The organism is Pseudomonas bubulae, assembly GCF_900618535.1.
Taxonomy (GTDB): Bacteria; Pseudomonadota; Gammaproteobacteria; order Pseudomonadales; family Pseudomonadaceae; genus Aquipseudomonas; species Aquipseudomonas bubulae.
The window spans coordinates 136674-158597 of record NZ_UYJA01000007.1 but is presented as its reverse complement, the minus strand read 5'-3'; the positions used below and the strand labels follow the sequence as shown (position 1 = coordinate 158597).

At 58.1% G+C, this 21924-nt stretch carries 19 protein-coding genes and 1 other RNA gene; 10 read left to right on the top strand and 10 right to left on the bottom strand.

Going from position 1 to position 21924, the window contains the following annotated elements:
* Positions 1–2: 2 nt before the first annotated feature.
* The 5 genes from carA to grpE form a co-directional block, all read right to left on the bottom strand.
* Complete coding sequence (carA, locus tag PPTH39_RS22440; protein ID WP_016783446.1) at positions 3–1139, bottom strand: glutamine-hydrolyzing carbamoyl-phosphate synthase small subunit; 1137 nt, start codon at positions 1137–1139, stop codon at positions 3–5.
* Between the two features lie 259 nt (positions 1140–1398).
* Positions 1399–2205: a 4-hydroxy-tetrahydrodipicolinate reductase gene (gene dapB / locus PPTH39_RS22435; protein WP_095002548.1), complete on the bottom strand. Its 807-nt coding sequence runs from the start codon at positions 2203–2205 to the stop codon at positions 1399–1401.
* A gap of 10 nt (positions 2206–2215) precedes the next feature.
* Positions 2216–3340: a molecular chaperone DnaJ gene (gene dnaJ / locus PPTH39_RS22430; protein ID WP_095002547.1), complete on the bottom strand. Its 1125-nt coding sequence runs from the start codon at positions 3338–3340 to the stop codon at positions 2216–2218.
* A gap of 320 nt (positions 3341–3660) precedes the next feature.
* Positions 3661–5577: a molecular chaperone DnaK gene (gene dnaK, locus PPTH39_RS22425; RefSeq protein ID WP_095002546.1), complete on the bottom strand. Its 1917-nt coding sequence runs from the start codon at positions 5575–5577 to the stop codon at positions 3661–3663.
* Positions 5578–5677: 100 nt separating this feature from the next.
* Entirely contained in the window at positions 5678–6232 is a 555-nt protein-coding gene (grpE, locus tag PPTH39_RS22420) for a nucleotide exchange factor GrpE (RefSeq protein ID WP_095002545.1), read from the bottom strand.
* 252 nt (positions 6233–6484) lie between these two features.
* Between grpE and recN the strand changes: the two genes are divergently transcribed.
* Positions 6485–8167 carry a DNA repair protein RecN gene (gene recN, locus PPTH39_RS22415; protein WP_095020682.1) on the top strand — a complete coding sequence of 561 codons (1683 nt, stop codon included), beginning with the start codon at positions 6485–6487 and terminating at the stop codon, positions 8165–8167.
* A 98-nt stretch (positions 8168–8265) separates the two neighbouring features.
* Here recN and fur read toward each other — a convergent pair whose 3' ends face one another.
* On the bottom strand, positions 8266–8679 hold the full coding sequence (gene fur / locus PPTH39_RS22410) for a ferric iron uptake transcriptional regulator (protein ID WP_029611724.1): 414 nt from the start codon (positions 8677–8679) through the stop codon (positions 8266–8268).
* Between the two features lie 98 nt (positions 8680–8777).
* Between fur and PPTH39_RS22405 the strand changes: the two genes are divergently transcribed.
* Positions 8778–9305 carry an outer membrane protein assembly factor BamE gene (locus PPTH39_RS22405; protein ID WP_016783453.1) on the top strand — a complete coding sequence of 176 codons (528 nt, stop codon included), beginning with the start codon at positions 8778–8780 and terminating at the stop codon, positions 9303–9305.
* Positions 9306–9362: 57 nt separating this feature from the next.
* On the opposite strand, the gene PPTH39_RS22400 is transcribed toward PPTH39_RS22405, so the two are convergent.
* Genes PPTH39_RS22400 through PPTH39_RS22390 form a run of 3 tightly spaced genes read right to left on the bottom strand, consistent with a single transcriptional unit; the run spans position 9363 to position 11518 of the window.
* On the bottom strand, positions 9363–9680 hold the full coding sequence (locus PPTH39_RS22400) for an RnfH family protein (RefSeq protein ID WP_130872498.1): 318 nt from the start codon (positions 9678–9680) through the stop codon (positions 9363–9365).
* Positions 9673–10107 (bottom strand): type II toxin-antitoxin system RatA family toxin, encoded by a 435-nt coding sequence (locus PPTH39_RS22395; protein WP_095002542.1) that lies wholly within the window; start codon positions 10105–10107, stop codon positions 9673–9675. The genes PPTH39_RS22400 and PPTH39_RS22395 overlap by 8 nt, the downstream gene beginning before the upstream one ends.
* Before the next feature lie 7 nt (positions 10108–10114).
* Complete coding sequence (locus PPTH39_RS22390) at positions 10115–11518, bottom strand: sodium-dependent transporter (protein WP_095002541.1); 1404 nt, start codon at positions 11516–11518, stop codon at positions 10115–10117.
* 117 nt (positions 11519–11635) lie between these two features.
* On the opposite strand from PPTH39_RS22390, the gene smpB reads away from it, so the two are divergent.
* Positions 11636–12118 carry an SsrA-binding protein SmpB gene (smpB, locus tag PPTH39_RS22385; protein WP_048383611.1) on the top strand — a complete coding sequence of 161 codons (483 nt, stop codon included), beginning with the start codon at positions 11636–11638 and terminating at the stop codon, positions 12116–12118.
* Positions 12119–12273: 155 nt separating this feature from the next.
* Here smpB and PPTH39_RS22380 read toward each other — a convergent pair whose 3' ends face one another.
* Positions 12274–13041 (bottom strand): GntR family transcriptional regulator, encoded by a 768-nt coding sequence (locus tag PPTH39_RS22380; protein WP_016783458.1) that lies wholly within the window; start codon positions 13039–13041, stop codon positions 12274–12276.
* 261 nt (positions 13042–13302) lie between these two features.
* On the opposite strand from PPTH39_RS22380, the gene PPTH39_RS22375 reads away from it, so the two are divergent.
* The 7 genes from PPTH39_RS22375 to ssrA all read left to right on the top strand — a co-directional run bounded on the left by PPTH39_RS22375 (position 13303) and on the right by ssrA (position 21873).
* Complete coding sequence (locus tag PPTH39_RS22375) at positions 13303–14997, top strand: lactate permease LctP family transporter (RefSeq protein ID WP_095002540.1); 1695 nt, start codon at positions 13303–13305, stop codon at positions 14995–14997.
* Between the two features lie 113 nt (positions 14998–15110).
* Positions 15111–15935, top strand: coding sequence for a (Fe-S)-binding protein (locus PPTH39_RS22370; RefSeq protein WP_095020678.1), 825 nt, complete (start codon positions 15111–15113; stop codon positions 15933–15935).
* Positions 15932–17392 carry a LutB/LldF family L-lactate oxidation iron-sulfur protein gene (locus PPTH39_RS22365; RefSeq protein ID WP_095002538.1) on the top strand — a complete coding sequence of 487 codons (1461 nt, stop codon included), beginning with the start codon at positions 15932–15934 and terminating at the stop codon, positions 17390–17392. The genes PPTH39_RS22370 and PPTH39_RS22365 overlap by 4 nt, the downstream gene beginning before the upstream one ends.
* A complete protein-coding gene (locus tag PPTH39_RS22360; protein WP_095002537.1) occupies positions 17389–18060 on the top strand; it encodes a LutC/YkgG family protein in 672 nt (223 codons plus the stop codon). Before PPTH39_RS22365 ends, PPTH39_RS22360 begins: the two co-directional genes overlap by 4 nt.
* A complete protein-coding gene (locus PPTH39_RS22355; RefSeq protein WP_130872497.1) occupies positions 18057–20864 on the top strand; it encodes an FAD-binding and (Fe-S)-binding domain-containing protein in 2808 nt (935 codons plus the stop codon). Before PPTH39_RS22360 ends, PPTH39_RS22355 begins: the two co-directional genes overlap by 4 nt.
* A gap of 262 nt (positions 20865–21126) precedes the next feature.
* Entirely contained in the window at positions 21127–21408 is a 282-nt protein-coding gene (locus PPTH39_RS22350; protein ID WP_095002535.1) for a hypothetical protein, read from the top strand.
* 73 nt (positions 21409–21481) lie between these two features.
* Positions 21482–21873: a transfer-messenger RNA gene (gene ssrA, locus PPTH39_RS22345) on the top strand.
* The last annotated feature ends 51 nt before the right edge of the window (positions 21874–21924 follow it).

Here is a 21924-nt window from a genome sequence, read left to right as displayed (position 1 = left end):
GATTAACGGCGCTTGGCCATCTCATTGATGAAGCGATCGAACAGCGGTGCAACGTCGTTCGGGCCAGGGCTTGCTTCAGGGTGACCCTGGAAGCTGAAAGCGCTTTTGTCGGTCAGCTCGATACCTTGCAGGGTGCCGTCGAACAGCGACTTGTGGATGGCGCGCACATTGGCTGGCAAGCTCGCTTCGTCTACCGCAAAACCGTGGTTCTGGCTGGTGATCATTACAACACCGGTGTCCAGATCCTGAACCGGGTGGTTTGCACCGTGATGGCCATGACCCATTTTCACGGTCTTGGCGCCGGAGGCCAGGGCCAGCAGCTGGTGACCCAGGCAGATACCGAAAACCGGAATCTCGGTGGTCAGCACTTGCTTGATTGCTGTGATCGCGTAGTCGCAAGGCTCAGGGTCACCCGGGCCGTTGGACAGGAACACGCCATCCGGGTTGAGTGCCAGAACGTCACTGGCCGGAGTCTGTGCCGGAACCACGGTCACGCGGCAGCCGCGCTCAACCAGCATGCGCAGGATGTTCCACTTTACGCCGTAGTCATAAGCGACCACGTGGTAAGGCAGCTCGCTGGCTTCGATGGTCGGGTGACTGTCGGTAGCCAGGTTCCAGACGCTGGAGCGCCACTCGTAGGCTTTTTCGGTGCTGACGACTTTCGCCAGATCCATGCCCTTCAGGCCCGGGAAGCCGCGGGCCGCTGCGATGGCAGCTTCTTCAGAAATGTTGTCGCCCGCCATGATGCAACCGTTCTGCGCGCCTTTCTCACGCAGGATGCGCGTCAGGCGGCGAGTGTCGATACCGGCGATAGCCACAACATTGTTGGTTTTCAGGTAGTCGGCCAGCGACATGGTGTTGCGCCAGTTGCTTGCAACCAGCGGCAGATCACGAATTACCAGACCTGCGGACCAGACACGATCAGACTCGGCGTCTTCCGGGGTAGTACCGGTGTTGCCAACATGCGGGTAAGTCAGGGTCACGATTTGCTGAGCGTAGGAAGGATCCGTCAGGATCTCCTGGTAGCCAGTCATTGCGGTGTTAAACACCACCTCACCAACGGTTTGACCGTCGGCCCCAATGGCTTCGCCGCGAAAAATGCTGCCATCAGCGAGGGCGAGTATGGCTTGCTTAGTCAAGAAGACCTCCCGTAAATAAAGCCTGAAAGGGCGATCGCAGGTTGTAAAAAAGCGGAGTGACGTATGGACACGTCACCCCGCTTCTTCATCGAATTATCTGCGCGCTTTTAGTGGACACACTAAAGCTGTAGCTTACAGAAAAAGGCTTTTTTGGTCTACCGCTAAAGAGTCTAAAAGACAGGGGAATGCGACAGAACATCGCTTAGCGGTTAAAAATCGGGCTACTGGCGCGCCAACAGCCCGATTTTACAGAGGTTACTCAGCGCAGGTCGAGCACATCCTGCATGTCATACAGGCCAGGCTCACGCCCTTGCAGCCAGAGAGCAGCACGAACAGCACCCTTGGCAAAGGTCATGCGACTGGATGCCTTGTGGGTAATTTCCAGGCGCTCGCCTTCAGTGGCGAACAAGACCGTGTGATCACCCACCACATCACCGCCGCGCACCGTGGCAAAACCGATGGTTTCGCGCTCACGGGCACCGGTATGGCCTTCACGACCATAGACCGCAACCTTTTGCAGGTCACGACCCAACGCATCGGCGATCACCTCACCCATGCGCATCGCGGTACCCGAAGGCGCGTCGACTTTGTGCCGATGATGAGCTTCGATGATTTCGATATCGGCATCCTCACCCATCACCCGCGCCGCCATATCCAGCAGCTTGAACGACAGGTTGACGCCGACACTGAAGTTGGAAGCAAAGACAATCGCAATATCCTGGCCAGCCTCGACCAGCAACTGCTTCTGCTCGGCATTCAGCCCCGTCGTACCAATGACCATGGCCTTGCCCAATTTGCGACACACCGCCAGGTTGGCGAGCATCACTTCAGGCAAGGTAAAGTCGATCAGCACGTCGAAATCAGCCGCGACCGCTTGCAGGCTTTCGGACAACGGCACGCCGATGCGCCCGATAGAAGCCAGCTCACCGGCATCAGCCCCCACCAGGGAGCTGCCAGGACGCACGATGGCCGCCGTCAGCCCGCACAGCGGCGAACGCTGCTGCACCGCATCGATCAAGGTCTTGCCCATGCGCCCGGCAGCGCCCATCACAGCTATACGTCGCATCTACCGCTCCTTACAGGTCGCCGAAAAAACGCTTTACGCCTTCGAACCAGCCAGTGGCGTTCGGCGAGTGACTGCTGTCACCTTCCAGCGTGGTGCGGAACTCTTCCATCAGCTCACGCTGGCGGCGGCTCAGCTTGACCGGGGTTTCGATCACCACACGGCACATCAAGTCGCCAGCACCGCCACCCCGTACAGGGGCCACACCCTTGCCACGCAAACGGAACTGCTTGCCGCTTTGTGTGCCTTCCGGGATTTTCAGCTTGACCCGACCATCCAGTGTCGGCACTTCAATTTCAGCACCCAGCGCAGCGTCGGCAAAGTTGATTGGTACTTCACAGAACAGATGCTTGCCGTCGCGCTGGAAAATCGCGTGCTCGCGCACATCGATCACCACATACAGGTCACCCGTAGGCCCACCCTGCACGCCCGCCTCGCCTTCGCCCGACAGACGAATGCGGTCACCGGTATCAACACCAGCCGGCACTTTCACAGAAAGGGTTTTGTATTCTTCTACGCGGCCTTCACCACGGCAGCTCTCGCACGGATCAGAAATCACCTTGCCTTGACCGTGGCAGCGCGGGCAAGTCTGCTGAACCGCGAAGAAACCCTGCTGCATGCGCACCTGACCAATACCGCCACAGGTGGTACAGGTCACAGGCGAAGAACCTTTCTTGGCGCCCGAACCGTCACATGGTTTGCAATTGACCAGTGTAGGAACGCGGATATTGACCGTAGTACCGCGTACGGCTTCTTCCAGATCCAGCTCCAGCGTGTAGCGCAAATCGCTACCGCGCTGAGCGCCACCCCGGGAGCCGCCACGACCGCCGCCAAAGAAGTCGCTGAACACATCACCGAAAATATCGGAGAAGTTCTGACCGCCGAAACCTGCACCGCCGCCGCCCATTTGTGGATCAACACCGGCATGACCGTATTGATCGTAAGCAGCACGTTTGCTGGAGTCCGACAGAACCTCGTAAGCCTCGTTGGCCTCTTTGAACAATTCTTCCGAAGCCTTGTCATCCGGATTACGGTCCGGGTGATGCTTCATCGCCAGGCGACGATAAGCCTTTTTCAGCTCTATCTCGGTCGAGGTGCGTTCAACACCCAAAATTTCGTAATAGTCGCGCTTTGCCATAATTCTTTGCACTCTCAAGGACGTTCGACAAAACCCTCCCGAGCCTCGCCAAACCCGCCAAGCCCGAAAAGGATCAGACCCGACTCACGTCTTTTCAACGATATAGGTTTGTGTTTAACAGCCAATGCATTGGCCGCCAGGAGCGGTTACTTCAGGCCGGAAAACAGAAAAGATCCAGACCAAACCGCCAGCATTCGACTTTGTCGCATGCTGTAAAAATTTCGGTACTCCAGACACGCCAACGCGGGAGCAAGCTCCCGCGCGGCGACATCCTACCAGTCACCGCGCAAGCGCGGTCAACCGGGCGACAAACAAGCTGATTACTTGTTGTCTTTTACTTCTTCGAACTCAGCGTCGACAACGTCGTCCGCTTTTTCAGCCGAATCAGCTGGCTTGGCCGCTGCGTCTGCCGGGTTCGCCTGCTCGGCGTACATTTTCTGTGCAACCGGAGCCGATACCTTGGACAGTTCTTCAACCTTGGCTTCGATAGCCGCCTTGTCGTCGCCTTTAACAGCGGTTTCAAGTGCAACTACAGCAGCTTCGATTGCAGCTTTCTCTTCCTCGGTCACTTTATCGCCAGCATCGACGATCATTTTGCGAGTCGAGTGAACCAGTGCATCGCCCTGGTTACGTGCAGCTGCCAGCTCTTCGAACTTGCGGTCTTCCTCAGCGTTGATCTCGGCATCGCGAACCATCTGAGCGATTTCTTCCTCGGACAGACCCGAGTTAGCCTTGATCACGATCGACTGAGACTTGCCAGTCGCCTTGTCTTTTGCACTTACGTGCAGGATGCCGTTGGCATCGATGTCGAAGGTCACTTCGATCTGAGGCACGCCACGTGGAGCAGGTGGAATGTCAGCCAGGTCGAACTTGCCCAACGACTTGTTCTGTGCAGCTTGCTTACGCTCGCCTTGCAGCACGTGAATGGTCACAGCGCCCTGGTTATCGTCTGCAGTCGAGAACACTTGCGATTTCTTGGTAGGAATCGTGGTGTTTTTCTCGATCAGGGCAGTCATTACGCCACCCATGGTTTCGATACCCAGAGTCAGCGGGCTCACGTCCAGCAACAGAACGTCTTTAACATCACCGGCCAATACCGCGCCCTGGATAGCAGCACCCATTGCAACAGCTTCGTCCGGGTTCACGTCTTTACGTGCTTCCTTGCCGAAGAACTCGGTTACCAGCTTCTGTACCAGCGGCATACGAGTCTGGCCACCGACCAGGATCACGTCGTTGATTGCGCCAACGTCGATACCGGCGTCTTTCAGCGCGATGCGGCAAGGCTCGATGGTGCGTTGAACCAAGTCTTCAACCAGCGATTCCAGCTTGGCGCGCGAAATTTTCACGTTCAAGTGTTTAGGACCGGTGGCATCTGCAGTGATGTAAGGCAGATTCACGTCAGTCGACTGGCTCGAAGACAGTTCGATCTTGGCTTTTTCCGCAGCTTCTTTCAGACGCTGCATCGCCAGCGGGTCACCTTTGAGGTTCATGCCGCTTTCTTTCTTGAACTCGTCAACCAGGTAGTCGATCAGACGGATGTCAAAGTCTTCACCACCCAGGAACGTGTCACCGTTGGTTGCCAGCACTTCAAACTGGTGCTCGCCATCCACTTCGGCAATTTCAATGACCGACACGTCGAAAGTACCGCCACCCAGGTCATAAACGATGACAGTGTGGTCGCCTTTCGCTTTATCCATACCGTAAGCCAGAGCAGCTGCGGTTGGTTCGTTGATGATGCGTTTTACGTCCAGACCCGCGATACGGCCGGCGTCTTTGGTCGCCTGACGCTGGCTGTCGTTGAAGTAGGCCGGAACGGTGATTACCGCTTCAGTCACTGGCTCGCCGAGGTAGTCTTCGGCGGTTTTCTTCATTTTCTTCAGAATTTCAGCCGAGATTTGTGGCGGAGCCATTTTCTGGCCGTTCACTTCAACCCAGGCGTCGCCGTTGTCAGCCTTGGCGATCTTGTACGGAACCATCTGAATGTCTTTCTGTACAACTTCTTCGTCAAAACGACGACCGATCAGACGCTTCACCGCGTACAGGGTGTTATGCGGATTGGTCACTGCCTGACGCTTGGCCGACTGGCCAACCAGAATTTCGCCATCATTGGCGTACGCAACGATCGACGGCGTAGTACGCGCGCCTTCTGCGTTTTCGATAACTTTTGCTTTACCGTTTTCCAGAACCGACACACACGAGTTGGTGGTCCCGAGGTCAATACCGATAATTCTGCCCATGTTTACTCTCCCTAAATTTGAATTTTGTTGCCGCAGCAGTAATGACCAACTGCGGCACTGCTTAACGCTTGACTTCTAAATGGGGGCCTTGTGGCCGATTTCAAGCCTGCTCGTCAATCGATGGCGAAACCGGCGCTGGCGCCTTGCTGACTACGACCATAGCCGGGCGCAGCAAGCGACCATTGAGCTGATAACCTTTTTGAAACACCTTGAGCACACTGTTTGGCTCCAGGTCTGCGCTTTCCTGCATTGCCATCGCCTGGTGATGCTCGGCATTGAAGGGTTCGCCGTGCGGGTCGATGGCTTCCAGCTGATAGCGCTTCAGGGTGTCCTGGAACATTTTCAGGGTCAGCTCGATCCCTTCACGCATCGGACGGATGTTTTCATCGTCCGGGCTGGACAGCTCAAGACCGCGCTCCAGGCTGTCGATCACCGGCAACAGGTCGCCAGCGAATTTTTCCAGTGCAAACTTGTGAGCCTTCTCAACGTCCTGCTCGGCGCGGCGGCGAACGTTCTGCAGATCGGCAGCTACGCGCAGAGCCTGATCGTTAGCGGCTGCCAGCTGCTCTTCAAGCACCTGCACGCGGGTTGCCAGATCTTCGCCAGCTACTTCGGCTTCCTGGTTCTGCGTATCCATAGTCTGTTCGTCTGCCATAGATTTCTCCTTTCAAACTTCGTCCGCGAGCTCGACTCGCGCTTGTGCCAAGGTATATGGGGTCGCAATTCTCAGGTTCAAGAGCCAAAAACCCATAAAAGGCATGTTTGGCGAACCACCCTCCCACTGCCGAAAAAACCAAACGAGCTAAGAACCCGAATAAAACAAGCAAATCGAACTAAACACAGCCATTGTCAGCACGAAACAAAACACTGTATAAATAACCAGAAATTACGTTTTGGAGCAGCTCCCATGCTGGTGCACCTGTCCGTACACAACTACGCCATCGTTGAACATCTCGATCTGGAACTGGATCGCGGGATGAGTGTAATCACTGGCGAGACCGGTGCCGGCAAATCGATCATGCTCGATGCATTGGGCCTCACCCTGGGCGACCGCGCCGACAGCGGCGTCGTGCGCCCCGGGGCCGACAAGGCCGATATCCTGGCCACGTTCGACCTGCAGGATATCCCCGAAGCCCGTGCCTGGCTGGCCGAGCGCGACCTTGAAGGCGACGGCCCGTGCATCCTGCGCCGGGTCATCACCGCCGAAGGCCGCTCGCGCAGCTATATCAACGGCACGCCCTGCCCCCAGGGCGACCTCAAGGTCCTGGGCGAGCTGCTGATCGATATCCACAGCCAGCACGAACACCAGTCGCTGCTCAAGCCCGATACCCATCGTCGCCTGCTCGACGAGTTCGCCGGTGCAACCGACCTGGCCCGCCAGGTACAACTGGCTGCACAACGCTGGCGCCAGACCAAACAAGAGCTTGAGCACCTGTCCAACTCCGGCGACGAACAGCGCGCGCGCCATCAGTTGCTCAGCTATCAGCTTGAAGAGCTGGAGACACTCTCGCTGGGAGAAAACGAACTGGAAGAGTTGGAGCAGGAACATAAAAACCTGACCAACGCCGAAACCCTGCTGACCATCTGCCGCCAGGTAGTCGAGCAATGCAGCGAAAGCGATTCCGGCAACGTGCTCAATGCATTGACGGCCAGCCTCAACCGGCTTTCGAGCATCAACAGCAACTCCGGCTCACTGGGCGAAGCCACCGACCTGCTGGCCAGCGCACAGATTCAGGTCGAAGAGGCCGTCGGCGAGCTCAACCGCTTTATTGACCACTTCGACGCCGACCCGGGCCGCCTGCAGTATCTCGAGGAGCGCCTCGACACCATTTATACCCTGGCACGCAAACATCGGGTTCAACCCACCGAAGTGGCCGCCTTGCAGCAAAAACTGCTGGATGAGCTCGAAACACTCAACGCCAATGATGAAAATATCGAGCGTCTGGCCAATGAGCTGACCTCCTATACCCGCCACTATCAAGAGTGTGCCCGCGAACTCAGCAATTTGCGCAACCTGGCCGCGACACGCCTGAGCAGTGCCGTCGAAGAAGAGATCCAGCGCCTGGGCATGCCTGGCGGCCGCTTTGTGATCGAACTGCGCCCGCAAGCCAGCAGCGACCCGGCGCCCTTCGGCCTCGAACACGTTGAACTGCTGGTGAGCGCCAACCCCGGCCAACCGCTCAAAGCCCTGGCCAAAGTGGCCTCGGGCGGCGAACTGTCGCGTATCAGCCTGGCCATTCAGGTCATTACTGCACAAACCTCGCGCGTACCGACCCTGGTATTCGACGAAGTGGACGTGGGCATTGGCGGGCCGACCGCAGAGATCGTCGGGCAACTGCTGCGCCGCCTGGGCGAACGCGGCCAGGTGCTGACGGTCACTCACTTGCCGCAAGTGGCAGCGCAATGCCATCAACATCTGTTTGTCCATAAGGTTCGCGAGAGCGATACCACCCGCACGGCCGTGGCCAAACTGAGCAAAAAAGAGCGCGTAGAAGAAGTCGCCCGCATGCTTGGCGGTATCGACCTGACCAAGGAATCCCTGGCCCACGCCAAAAAGATGGTGATCACTGCAAAAAATCTTGCAGCTTAACGACGAACGGTCATGAAATAACCGATATCAGAAAGCACGAAGGCGGCCCTTGGGCCGCCTTCGATCGTTTCGCGAACCGTAATTCGCGTGACATGCTCTTACTTGGCCTTCTTGCGCACGTACAGCACCAAGTTGTGATCCACCAACTCAACACCGTGCTTGGCTGCAATGGCGTGCTGCAGTTTTTCGATGTCTTCGTCGAAAAACTCGATCACTTCACCGCTGTCCACGTTGACCATATGGTCGTGGTGGCCGCCGTCAGCATCAGCCAATTCAAAGACAGCATGACCGCCATCAAAATTATGGCGAATCACCAGCCCAGCTGACTCAAACTGGGTCAGAACACGGTAAACCGTGGCCAGACCTACGTCCTCGCCTGCTTGCATAAGTGCCTTGTAAACATCCTCGGCGCTCATGTGACGCTGCTCTGCAGAGTCAAGCATCTGTAGAATTTTGACTCGTGGCAGAGTCACCTTAAGTCCGGCCTTACGTAGTTCGCTATTTTCAACCATGGTTAGCTTTCTCGCGGAAGCCGCTTCGCAGCTTCTCTTAATACGGGTATGATCGGCGTTTACGTTGTCCCAGCCAAGATAGTGGAAGTCGCCCACCGATGCAAAACACCAAGCTCTTGCTAACCAGTTTCACCTTTGTGGGACTGCTCGCACTCGCCGGTTGTTCATTCCCCGGGGTTTACAAAATCGACATCCAACAGGGCAATGTCGTCACGCAGGACATGATAAACCAGTTACGCCCGGGAATGACCCGCCGGCAAGTGCGGTTTATCATGGGTAATGCCCTGCTGACCGATACATTCCACCCTGATCGCTGGGATTATCTGTATAGCCTGCAGCCCGGCGGCGGAGAACGCCAACAGGAACGCATCAGTGTGTTCTTCAACCAGAACGACCAGCTCGTGAGCCTGTCAGGTGACTTCAAGCCTGGCGTCAGCCGCGACGAAGCCATTCTCGGCAAAACCGGCGGCACAGACGTGACCGAACCGGCGACTCAAGCTCCAGCCGAGAAGAGCGAAGTTCCAGCCAAGCCTGGTTCATTGCTTGATCAAATCCAGAAGGACGTAGACGGTGTTGAAACCGTACCGGTTCCTACGCCAGAACCTCTGGATACCACCGAGCAATAAGCGCCCGGTACAAAAAAGCCCGGCATGCCGGGCTTTTTGTTGCCTGCAAGAAAGCTGTCAGGGCTGACTGAGGCGCTTGGCCTCGGCAGCCTTGGCCGCACGTTGACGGCGAATCTCTTTGGGGTCGGCCAGCAGCGCTCGATACATCTCGATACGATCCCCTGCCTGCAGCACCCGGGTATCAGGATCAGACACCTGCTTGCCGAAAATCCCCACCGGGCAATTAGCCAGGTCAACCTCGGGAAATTCGCGCCCCATGCCCGACACCAATACCGCTGCCCGCAGCGTCGTGCCTTGCGGCACAACCACGGTCAGCAGGCACTGGCGATCGACCGCGGCATAAACCACCTCAACTTCAATCACCGGCTCAGCCATACAACTGCTTGGCGCGCTGGCAAAAAGCATCCACCAGCGTATTGGCCGCCTGATTGAACAAAGGCCCCAGAGTGGCCTTGACGATGGCCCCGGCGTAATCAAAGGTCATGTCCAGGCTGATTTTGCACGCTTTGTCACCCAAAGGTTTGAACACCCACAGGCCGTGCAGCTTGGTAAAAGGACCTTCTTCCAGGTTCATCTCGATGGACTGCCCGGGCACCAGGGTATTGCGGGTGACAAAGTGCTGGCTCAGGCCACCCTTGGCCACCCCCAGGCTGGCGCGCATCAGCACTTCAGTGCTTTCCAGGATTTCGGCAGACGAGCACCACGGCAAAAACTGCGGGTAGCTCGCAACATCATTCACCAGGTCATACAGCGCCTGGGCTGGATAAGGCAACAAGGCAGAGCGTTGGATATGGGTAGTCATGTCAGCGTTACTTCCACAGCTGGGCGGCAAACACAATCAGAATGCCGAGTGGCGCCACATAGCGCATCAAAAAAAGAGTCAGGGCGAACATCACCGGGCTGCGCATCGACAATTCGTCACGAACCGCGCCGCGCCCCATGATCCAGCCTGCAAAGACCACAAAACACAGGCCGCCCAAGGGCAACATGATACGCGAGGTGAAGAAATCGACGACACCAAAGAAGTCCAGACCGCTGGCCGCGCCCCATTGATAGAGATGAAAACCGGAATCTTCGTTCACGAAAAACTTCGCCTGTTTCCAGATATTGAACGAAAACACCGTGCCCAGGCCAACAAACCAGCAACTGAAAGCCAGCCAGAAAGTGACCCACAAGCGCCGCACCCTGGTGCGCTCCACCAGGTACGCCACCATTGGCTCAAGCAACGAAATGGCCGAACTCCAGGCAGCGACTGCCACCAGCACAAAAAACACCACGCCCATCAACTGACCAAAGGCCACGTTACCGAAGGCAAACGGCAAGGTGACGAACATCAGGCCCGGGCCTTCGCCAGGGTTGAGCCCCGACGCAAATACAATTGGAAACAATGCCAGCCCAGCGAGCAATGAGACAAAAGTGTCGATCAGCGCCACCCCGACTACGGTGCCCGAGATCGATGCATTCTTGGGCATGTATGCGCCATAAATCATGATCGACCCCACACCCACGCTCAGGGAAAAGAACGCATGCCCCATCGCGGCCAGCAACCCGTCGAGTACGCGATCGGGGTTGAAGTCGAACATGAAATGTACGCCCTGCATAAAGTGCCCGGTGGTCATGCTGTAACCCAGCAGTACCAGCAGAAGCACAAACAGCAGCGGCATCATGATCCGCAAACTGCGCTCAAGCCCCGCCACCACCCCCTTGGCGATCACATACGCAGACAGCAACATAAACCCGGTATGCCAAAAAGTGAGGCGCCAGGGATTGGAAATCACATCACCAAAGTACTGGCCGACCTGATCGGCCGTCGCCCCCTGAAAATCGCCCTTGCCCATATTGATGATGTAATCCAGCGACCAGCCGCCCACCACGCTATAGAAAGACAAAATCAGCAGCGCCGTGATCATCCCGGCAAAAGCTCCCCACGACCAACGCCCCGAGTGCCCCGCCTCGACCGCCAAAACCTTCAAGGCATTCGCCGGACTCAGCCGGGCACGCCGCCCGATCAGGGTTTCAGCCAGCATCACCGGCACACCGATCAGCGCGATACAGGCCAAAAACACCAACACAAACGCGCCGCCGCCATAGACGCCAACCATGTAAGGGAATTTCCAGATACTGCCCAAACCCACGGCAGAACCGGTCGCAGCGAAAATAAAGACCCAACGGCTTGCCCAACTGCCGTGGACAGAAACCTTGTCTGTCGACATCGTTACTACGCCCAACCACTAAAAAAAGAGGGCGCATTGTCCGGGAATCACCCTACGTGCTCAAGCACGCAGGTGCCCGTAGCCGACACGCTCGCAACTGCCTATAATGCTGCCCCTATGGCTAAACAGAAGAAACACCCAACAGGGACCATCGCGCAGAATAAAAAGGCGCGACACGATTACTTCATCGAACATCGGTTCGAGGCTGGTCTGGTCCTGGCCGGCTGGGAAGTAAAAAGTCTGCGTGCAGGCAAGGCACAGCTGGTCGACAGCTACGTGCTACTCAAGGATGGTGAAGCATGGTTGCTCGGCAGCCATATCGCACCTCTGACGACAGCCAGCACGCACGTTATTGCCGACCCAACGCGCAGCCGCAAACTGCTGCTTAACCAGCGCGAGCTGGAAAAGCTGTTTGCCTCGGTGCAGCAGAAGGGTTACGCCTGCGTCTGCCTCTCGCTTTACTGGAGCAAGCACTTGATCAAGTGCGAAATTGCCCTGGGTAAAGGCAAGAAGGAATACGACAAGCGTCATACCGAGCGTGAGCGCGATTCCGATCGCGAGCTGCAACGTGCGGTGCGCAACAAGGGCAAGGAAGACTAGTTCTTCAGCCCTTGCACTCGTGGGAGCAACTGCCTTGATGCTGCCTCAGCTCTTGTGGGAGCGGGCTTGCTCGCGATGGAATCGACTTGGTATACCTGAATACCGAGTTGCATGAATCGCGAGCAAGCCCGCTCCCACAGGGTTTGCATCAACAATTACAAGCCATTGCGCCGCTCGGCCCGCGCCATGCGCTGAACTTCCTGACGCACTTCTTCCAGCACTTCCTGCACATACACCAGGTGTCGGCTCGCCACTTCCCGGGCGTCTTCCGCCCTGCCCTCGATAATCGCCAGATACAACTCGCGATGCTGACTGATCAGCATGTCGCGCGTTTCACTGCGCTGCTTGTACATGCCACCAATATTGGTCACCACGTTGCGCTTGAGCAGGTCGAATAACCCGCGAATCGTATGCAGCAACACCGCGTTATGGCTCGCTTCGGCAATGGCCAGGTGGAAGTTGGCATCGGCCTCCCCCTCTTCTGCGCGACTGACTTCATCCACCCGTGCATAACAGTCCTGCAACCGTTCAAAAGCCAGCCGCAGCCGCTCACGGTCCATCTCGGTGGCACGCGATGCCGCGTAAAAAGCGCACGAAGCCTCAAGCGTGTGACGGAACTCAAGCAGATCGCGCTGCGCTTCAGGGTTGCTTTCCAACAGTTGCAACAAAGGATCACTAAAGGTCGAGCCCAGGGATGTCGCCACATAATTGCCGCCACCCTGGCGACTGACCAGCAGCCCCTTGGCCGACAATTTCTGGATCGCCTCCCGCAACGAAGGGCGCGACACCCCAAACTGCTCCGCCAGCGCACGTTCGGCAGGCAAGCGCTCACCTGACTTCAACGTGCCCTCGAGGATCATGCCCTCGAGCTGCTCGACAATATCGTCCGACAAACGGCGCTGCCGGATCTGATCAAACCCCATAACTGCTCTCCACCCTCCCGACCACGCGCCGGGGGCCGCTATTCTCGCCGATTGGCGCCACGCATACACCCATCAGAAACACCGCTAAAAACCCCATCAGATGCCCGGACAACGAACACCCCGACGAAAGTTTGTGAGGCGGCAAATTGACACATGCCTCATAAGGCTTTTAACCTAGCCAACAGTGATTGTAAATTGGTAATACCAATATACCAAACACAGTCTGTAGCATCGACCAATAACAATTAGGGGCCACCCCATATGCAAACCTGGCAACAGCTCTACAGCCCGCTCGGCAGCCTCGGCCTGTCCGCTCTCGCGGCCGTCGTCCCGATCGTATTCTTCTTCCTCGCCTTGGCCGTGTTCCGTCTCAAAGGTCACGTCGCCGGCAGCATCACCCTTGCCCTGTCGATTCTGGTGGCCATCTTTGCCTTCCAGATGCCTGTCGATATGGCCTTCGCAGCAGCGGGCTACGGATTTGCCTATGGCCTGTGGCCAATTGCCTGGATCATCGTTGCCGCGGTGTTCCTCTACAAACTGACCGTCAAAAGCGGCCAGTTCGAAATCATCCGCAGCTCCGTGCTGTCGATCACCGACGACCAGCGCCTGCAAGTACTGCTGATCGGCTTCTGCTTCGGTGCTTTCCTTGAGGGTGCAGCCGGTTTCGGTGCGCCGGTAGCGATTACAGCAGCACTGCTTGTAGGCCTGGGTTTTAACCCGCTGTACGCCGCTGGCCTGTGCCTGATCGCCAACACGGCCCCGGTCGCCTTTGGCGCCCTGGGTATCCCGATCATCGTGGCGGGCCAGGTCACCGGTATCGACGCGTTCAAGATCGGCGCCATGGCCGGTCGCCAGTTGCCACTGCTGTCGCTGTTCGTGCCGTTCTGGCTGGTATTCATGATGGACGGCCTGCGCGGCGTGCGTGAAACCTGGCCCGCAGCCCTGGTGGCCGGTTTGAGCTTCGCCATCACCCAGTACTACACCTCCAACTACATTGGCCCGGAACTGCCGGACATCACCTCGGCCTTGGCCAGCCTGGTCAGCCTGACCCTGTTTCTGAAAGTCTGGCAGCCAAAACGTACCGCAGGTGCACGAATTGCTGGCGTTAGCTCTGACGTAATTGTTACCGCGAGCGCAGGTGGTTTCGGTAAACCGACCAATCTGATGGCTTCGCCTTACAGCCTGATGCAGATTCTGAAAGCCTGGTCACCGTTCCTGATCCTTACCGTGCTGGTCACCATCTGGACCCTCAAACCGTTCAAGGCGATGTTCTCTGCCGGTGGCTCGATGTACGGCTGGGTGTTCAACTTCGCGATCCCGCACCTTGACCAACTGGTGATCAAGACCGCCCCTATCGTCAACGCGCCGACCGCGATTGCCGCCGTGTTCAAACTTGATCCGATTTCGGCCACCGGCACGGCGATTTTCTTCTCGGCACTGATCTCGATGCTGATCCTGAAGATCGACATCAAGACTGGTCTGACCACTTTAAAAGAAACCTTCTACGAACTGCGCTGGCCGATTCTTTCCATCGGTATGGTGCTGGCCTTCGCCTTCGTCACCAACTACTCGGGCATGTCCTCGACCATGGCCCTGGTACTGGCAGGTACTGGCGCCGCGTTCCCGTTCTTCTCGCCGTTCCTCGGTTGGCTGGGCGTGTTCCTGACCGGTTCCGACACCTCGTCCAACGCCCTGTTCAGCTCGTTGCAGGCCACCACCGCGCACCAGATCGGCGTGAGCGACACCCTGATGGTGGCTGCCAATACCAGTGGCGGCGTGACCGGCAAGATGATTTCCCCGCAATCGATCGCTGTCGCCTGTGCGGCGACCGGCCTGGTGGGCAAAGAATCGGACCTGTTCCGCTTCACCCTCAAGCACAGTCTGTTTTTCGCCACCATCGTCGGCCTGATCACCCTGGCCCAGGCCTACTGGTTCACCGGCATGCTGGTTCACTGATAAGCGCTATGGTTACTGCACGTTAATGTCGCCGGGGCACAGCCCCGGCGTCAGTAATTCACGACCCGGTCCACCTCGGTGGACACATAACCGGGACCACCCGGAGACGCCTGATGAGCGAGCTTTTTTACAACGCCGTGCCGAATGCGACCCGTGTCGCCCCGCCCTTGCCTGTACCCCGCCAATACCCCGCGCAAAAACCGCGCAAGGTCTACCTGTTCGGCACCTGCGTGGTCGATCTGTTCTTCCCCGAAGCCGGGATGGACGCCATCCACCTGATCGAGCGCGAAGGTATCGACGTCGATTATCCCCAAGGCCAGAGCTGCTGTGGTCAACCGGCCTACACCTCGGGTTACACCGAGCAGGCCCGGGAAGTGGCCCGTGCGCAACTGGCCCTGTTCGCCGAAGACTACCCGGTCGTCGTGCCTTCCGGCTCCTGCGCCGGCATGCTGCGCGAACACTATGAAGACCTGTTCAAGGATGAGCCCGACACCCTGAAAAAGGTTCACGCCCTGGCTGAACGCACCTTTGAACTCACCGAATTTTTGCTATTTGTGTGCAAGGTCCGCTTCAAGGACCACGGCGCCCCGGTCAAGGTCGCACTGCACACCTCCTGCTCGGCCCGCCGCGAAATGAACACCCACCTGCACGGCCGCGAAATGCTCGCGCAACTGGGCAATGTGGAGCGCATCGACCACAGCCACGAAAGTGAATGCTGCGGTTTTGGCGGGACCTTCAGCGTACGCATGCCGGATATTTCCGGCGCCATGGTCGCTGACAAAACCCGCTCCCTGATTGATACCGGCGCCCATCAAGTGCTCACCGCCGATTGCGGCTGCCTGATGAACATCAACGGCTCCCTGGAAAAACAGAAGGAATCACTGCGCGGCCAGCATCTGGCCAGTTTCCTGTGGCAGCGCACCGGAGGTGGCCAATGAGCGCCAGCACCCTGATCCCCACCGTCGCGGTCGAAGAAGACTTCCGCGAGCGCGCCCACGAAGCCCTGGGCGACAAGCAACTGCGGAACAACTTCCGCAGTGCGATGGATTCTCTGATGACCAAGCGCGCTGTTGCCTTCAGCGACGCCCATGAGCGCGAGCACTTGCGCGCTCTGGGCAACGCCATCCGCGCCCGCGCCCTGTCCAAGTTGCCTGACCTGCTGGAACGACTGGAAGCCAACCTGACCCGTAATGGCGTGCAGGTTCATTGGGCTGAAACCGTCGACGAAGCCAATCAAATCGTCATGTCCATCGCCCGCCGGCGCGCCGCCAAACAGGTGATCAAAGGCAAGTCGATGGTCAGCGAAGAGATGGAGATGAACCATGTACTCGGCGCCCAGGGCATTGAATGCCTTGAGTCCGACATGGGCGAATATATTGTTCAACTCGACAACGAAAAACCCTCCCACATCATCATGCCCGCGATCCATAAGAACGCCGGGCAAGTGGCCGACCTGTTTCACGAAAAACTCGGCGTGGAATACACCAAGGACGTGGATCAACTGATCCAGATCGGCCGCCGCGTACTGCGCCAGAAATTCTTTGAAGCGGACATCGGCGTGTCTGGCGTCAACTTTGCCGTTGCTGAAACCGGCACCCTGCTGCTGGTGGAAAACGAAGGCAACGGCCGCATGTCCACCACGGTGCCGCCGGTGCATATTGCCGTTACCGGCATCGAGAAAGTGGTCGAGAACCTGCGCGACGTTGTACCGCTGGTGTCCCTGCTGACCCGCTCGGCCCTTGGCCAGCCCATCACCACCTACGTCAATATGATTTCCGGCCCACGCAAACCCGGCGAGCTGGACGGCCCTGAAGAAGTGCACCTGGTGCTGCTCGATAACGGTCGCAGCCAGGCGTTTGCCGACAGCGAATTGCGCCAGACACTCAACTGCATTCGCTGCGGTGCCTGCATGAACCACTGCCCGGTTTACACCCGCATTGGCGGTCATGCCTACGGTGAGGTGTATCCCGGCCCGATTGGCGCAATCATCACGCCACATATGGTGGGCTTGAACAAAGTCCCGGATCACCCGAGCGCCTCGTCGCTGTGCGGTGCCTGTGGCGAAGTGTGCCCGGTAAAAATCCCGATCCCGGCCCTGCTGCGGCGCCTGCGTGAAGAAAACGTCAAAGCCCCCGATACCGTACCGCGCATCATGCGTGGTCAGGGCAGCAAGTATTCGCGTAAAGAGCGCCTGATCTGGAATATGTGGGCCAAGCTCAACAGCTCACCCGCGCTTTACCGCACCTTCCTGAAAGCCGCTACCCGTCTGCGCGCCCTGACGCCGAGCAAGGTAGGCCCGTGGACGCAAAACCACAGCGCGCCCAAACCCGCCGCCCGTTCGCTGCACGATATGGCCCGCGAGCATCTGGCGAAAAAGTCGGGAGAAACACGATGAGCGCCAAGCAAAACATCCTCAATAAACTGCGTAAAAGCCTGACGGGCACCACACCGGTGCCTGACAATTTTGACGAAGTGCTAGTCACAGAGCCCTGGACCTACACCCCGGAGCAACGTATCCCGCAACTGCGCAAGCTGATGGAAGCGGTCCACACTGAAATCCACCTCAGTACCGAGCAAGGCTGGCCTGCATTGCTCGCGCAATTGGTCACCGACCGTCAGTTGCCAAGCCTGCTGATCGCACCGACTACAGCGCACGGGCAAAAGGTCAGCGAACACTGGGCACAAAACCCCGGGTTGCCAGCACTTAAAGCCTACGACCGGCCGGTAGAAGCGTGGAAAGCCGAACTGTTCAACGATACACCGGCCAGCCTCACCACCACCCTGGGGGCAATTGCTGCCACCGGCAGCCTGATCATGTGGCCAACCCCGGAAGAACCACGGCTGATGAGCCTGGTGCCGCCGGTGCATTTTGCCCTGCTTAAGGCCAGCGAAATCCGCGACAACTTTTATCAGGTGCAGCGTGAAATGAACTGGACCGCCGGCATGCCGACCAATGCGTTACTGGTGTCCGGCCCGTCGAAAACCGCCGATATCGAGCAAGTGCTGGCCTACGGCGCCCACGGTCCCAAAGACCTGATCGTGCTGATTCTGGAGGATGCATGAGCCTGCCCGCCGCGTTTATGCGTGATGCCGAGCGACTGATCCCCCAGGACCGCCGTTTTACCGATGCGCTGTCGACCCTGGCGTTCGGCACCGATGCGAGCTTTTACCGACTGATCCCCAAGCTGGTGATTCGCGTCGAGTCCGAAGATGAAGTGGTGGAGCTGCTGCGCCTGGCCCGTCGCGATCAGGTATCGGTGACCTTTCGCGCAGCGGGCACCAGCCTCTCTGGCCAGGCCATCAGCGACTCGGTGCTGATCGTGCTCGGCGACAACTGGAACGGCAAGGAAATCCGCGGCCAGGGCAGGCAAATCCGCCTGCAACCGGGAGTGATCGGCGCCCAGGCCAACGCCTGGCTGGCCCCGTTCGGACGCAAGATTGGCCCAGACCCGGCATCGATCAACGCCTGCAAAATTGGCGGCATCGTCGCCAATAATGCCAGCGGCATGTGTTGCGGCACCGCACAAAACACCTACCACACCCTGGCGGGCCTGCGCGTAGTGCTGGCCGACGGTACCCGGGTCGACACCGAAGATGCCGCCAACATCGCCGCCTTTCGCCAAAGCCACGGGCCATTGCTCGAGCAGTTGGGGACGTTGGCTCGCGAAACCCGCGCCAACGCTGAACTGGCTGCAAAAATCCGCCACAAATACCGTCTGAAAAACACCACAGGCCTGTCCCTTAATGCCCTGGTGGATTTCGACGACCCGCTGGATATCCTCAGCCACCTGCTGGTGGGCAGCGAAGGTACCCTGGGCTTTATCAGCGCGGTGACCTACGACACCGTGATCGACCACCCGAACAAGGCTTCGGCGCTGATCGTGTTCCCGGATGTCGAGACCTGCTGCAACGCCGTCACCGTGCTTAAAAGCCAGCCCGTGTCTGCCGTGGAACTGCTCGACCGTCGCAGCCTGCGTTCGGTGCAGGACAAACCCGGCATGCCGGCTTTCGTACAACAATTGTCGGCCAATGCCTGCGCGCTATTGATCGAGTCCCGCGCAGCATCCCAGACCTTGCTGCACGAACAACTGGCGCAAATCATGGCCTCGCTGGTCGATTTCCCGGTTGAAAAACAGGTCGACTTCACCGAAGACCCTAAAGAAAACGCCAAGCTGTGGGCGATCCGCAAAGACACCTTCCCGGCCGTCGGGGCGGTGCGCAAAACCGGCACCACGGTGATCATCGAAGACGTGACCTTCCCCGTTGAACAACTGGCCATCGGCGTCAACCGCCTGATCGAGCTGTTCGACAAGCACCACTACGACGAAGCGATCCTGTTTGGCCATGCGCTGGAGGGCAACCTGCACTTCGTCTTTACCCAGGGTTTCAACAACCCCGAGGAAGTGGCGCGCTACCAGGCCTTTATGGATGACGTGGCGCAACTGGTGGCCGTGGAGTTTGGCGGTTCGCTCAAGGCCGAACACGGCACCGGGCGCAATATGGCGCCCTTTGTCGAGCTGGAATGGGGCAGCGACGCCTACCAGTTGATGTGGACGCTCAAGCGTTTGCTCGACCCGCAAGGCATTCTCAACCCCGACGTGGTGCTCAGCGAAGACCCGCATATCCACCTCAAGCACCTCAAACCGATGCCGGCGGCGGACGAGATTGTGGATAAGTGCATCGAGTGCGGTTTTTGCGAACCGGTGTGCCCGTCCAAGGGGCTGACCCTGAGTCCACGCCAGCGGATTGTGATCTGGCGCGATATCCAGGCCAGGAAACGCGCCGGCATCGACACCACAGAGCTGGAAAAAGCCTACGCCTATCAAGGCATTGATACCTGCGCAGCCACCGGTTTATGCGCGCAACGCTGCCCGGTGGGCATCAATACCGGCGAACTGGTGAAAAAACTCCGGGCACGCAGCGCTGACAGTGTGAAAACGGCTGACTGGCTGGCCAGTCACTTCACCACAGCACTGCAGGGGGCACGTTTTACCCTGCACGTGGCCAATGGTGCGCGCATGCTGCTGGGGGCGCCGCGACTGGCAAAACTCTCATCGGCCCTGAGCAAGGCGAGTAAAGGCCGCGTGCCCTTGTGGACCAACGCCATGCCCCAGCCGGAACGGGCGATTCGTTTTACCCCGCCGGTCAAGGATGCCCGCCCGCGGGTGGTGTACCTGGCGGCTTGCGTGTCGCGGGTCATGGGCCCGGCGGCAGGAGACAAAGAACAAATGTCGTTGCTGGACAAAACCCGCGGCCTGCTGGAAAAAGCCGGTTACCAGGTGGTGTTCCCCGACAATATGGACAGCCTGTGCTGCGGCCAGCCGTTTGCGTCGAAAGGTTACAACGAACAGGCCGAACACAAACGCCAGGAACTGATCGGCGCACTGCTGCATGCCAGCCGTGGCGGGCTTGACCCGATCTACTGCGACACCAGCCCCTGCACCCTGCGTCTGGTGCAGGACCTGGGGGAAAATCGCCTCGACCTGTACGACCCGGTACGCTTTATCCGCACCCACCTTGTGGACAAGTTGACCTTTACCCCGCAAACCGCACCGATTGCCGTGCATGTCACCTGCAGCACCCAGCACCTGGGCGAAAGCCAGGCCCTGATCGATATTGCGCGGCTGTGCAGCACCGACGTGGTGATCCCCGAGGGTATCCATTGCTGCGGCTTTGCCGGTGACAAAGGCTTTACCACCCCGGAGCTGAACGCCCACTCACTGCGCACTTTGAAAGACGCGGTGCAATATTGCAGCGAAGGGATCTCCACCAGCCGAACCTGTGAGATTGGCTTGAGCCAGCATGGCGGGATTGATTATCACGGCCTGGTGTATCTGGTAGACCGCGTCACCAGCGCCCAGGCCTGAAAATGTGGGAGCGGGCTTGCTCGCGACAGGATCGCTGCGGTGTGACCCATACACCGCGTCGATGCCATCGCGAGCAAGCCCGCTCCCACCAAATCAAATATTCGCTCTACTTTCGGGCACAAAAAAAACCAGAAATTAATGGCCTGACCCAGGCAGAACTCCCGAGCGTGGCTATAGTCAATTGGCTTAAGGCCCCAATGTTTGGGGCATAAAACCGAGCCTGGAAACACCGGGCCTACCCTGTGCACAAGGAGTTTTCCCCATGAAGCGTACCGCTCTTGCTGGTCTGTTTATATCCGCAGTGATGTTGGCCTCCCCGGTGTTTGCGGCAGACGACCTTTGCCAGATCAACCTGCAAAAGATCAACGACGCCGTAGCCAGCTCTGGCGAAATCAGCTCCGACTTACAAGACAACATCGACAGCACCGTCGCCCAGGCCAAGGAAGAACAATCCAAAGGCACCAAAGAAGGCACTCAGGCCTGCGTTTCACTGACCACCCAGGTGCTCCAGGACATTGCCAACAACAACAAAGGTGGTGAGTAACCCCTTTGGGTTGGCCTTCTGCGTCAGAAAGGCGTAGACTCCGCTAGCTTGCTGGTTATACACAGCAGGCATCGGGGCCGTTTAGGATTCGACGCCGGTTGCGAAACTCTAGGTGCATGCCGAGTTGGTAACAGAACTCGTAAATCCACTGTTGCAACTACTTATAGTTGCCAATGACGAAACCTACGAGGGTCAAGCTCTCGCAGCGTAAGCTGCCTTAGCCATCCTCCTGGTACCTTCGGGTCCAGCAATCACTAGGGGATGCCTGTAAACCTGAAGTGATTGTCATATAGAACAGGATCGCCGTGCAGTACGTTGTGGACGAATCGGCTAAAACTTACACAACTCGCCCAAAGCACCCTGCCCTTCGGGTCGCTGAGGGTTAACTTAATAGAAACGGCTAAGCATGTAGTACCGACAGCGGAGTACTGGCGGACGGGGGTTCAAATCCCCCCGGCTCCACCACTTCAACATCTAAAGACGTCCACGGACGTCTTTTTTTGTGCCTGAAACCCA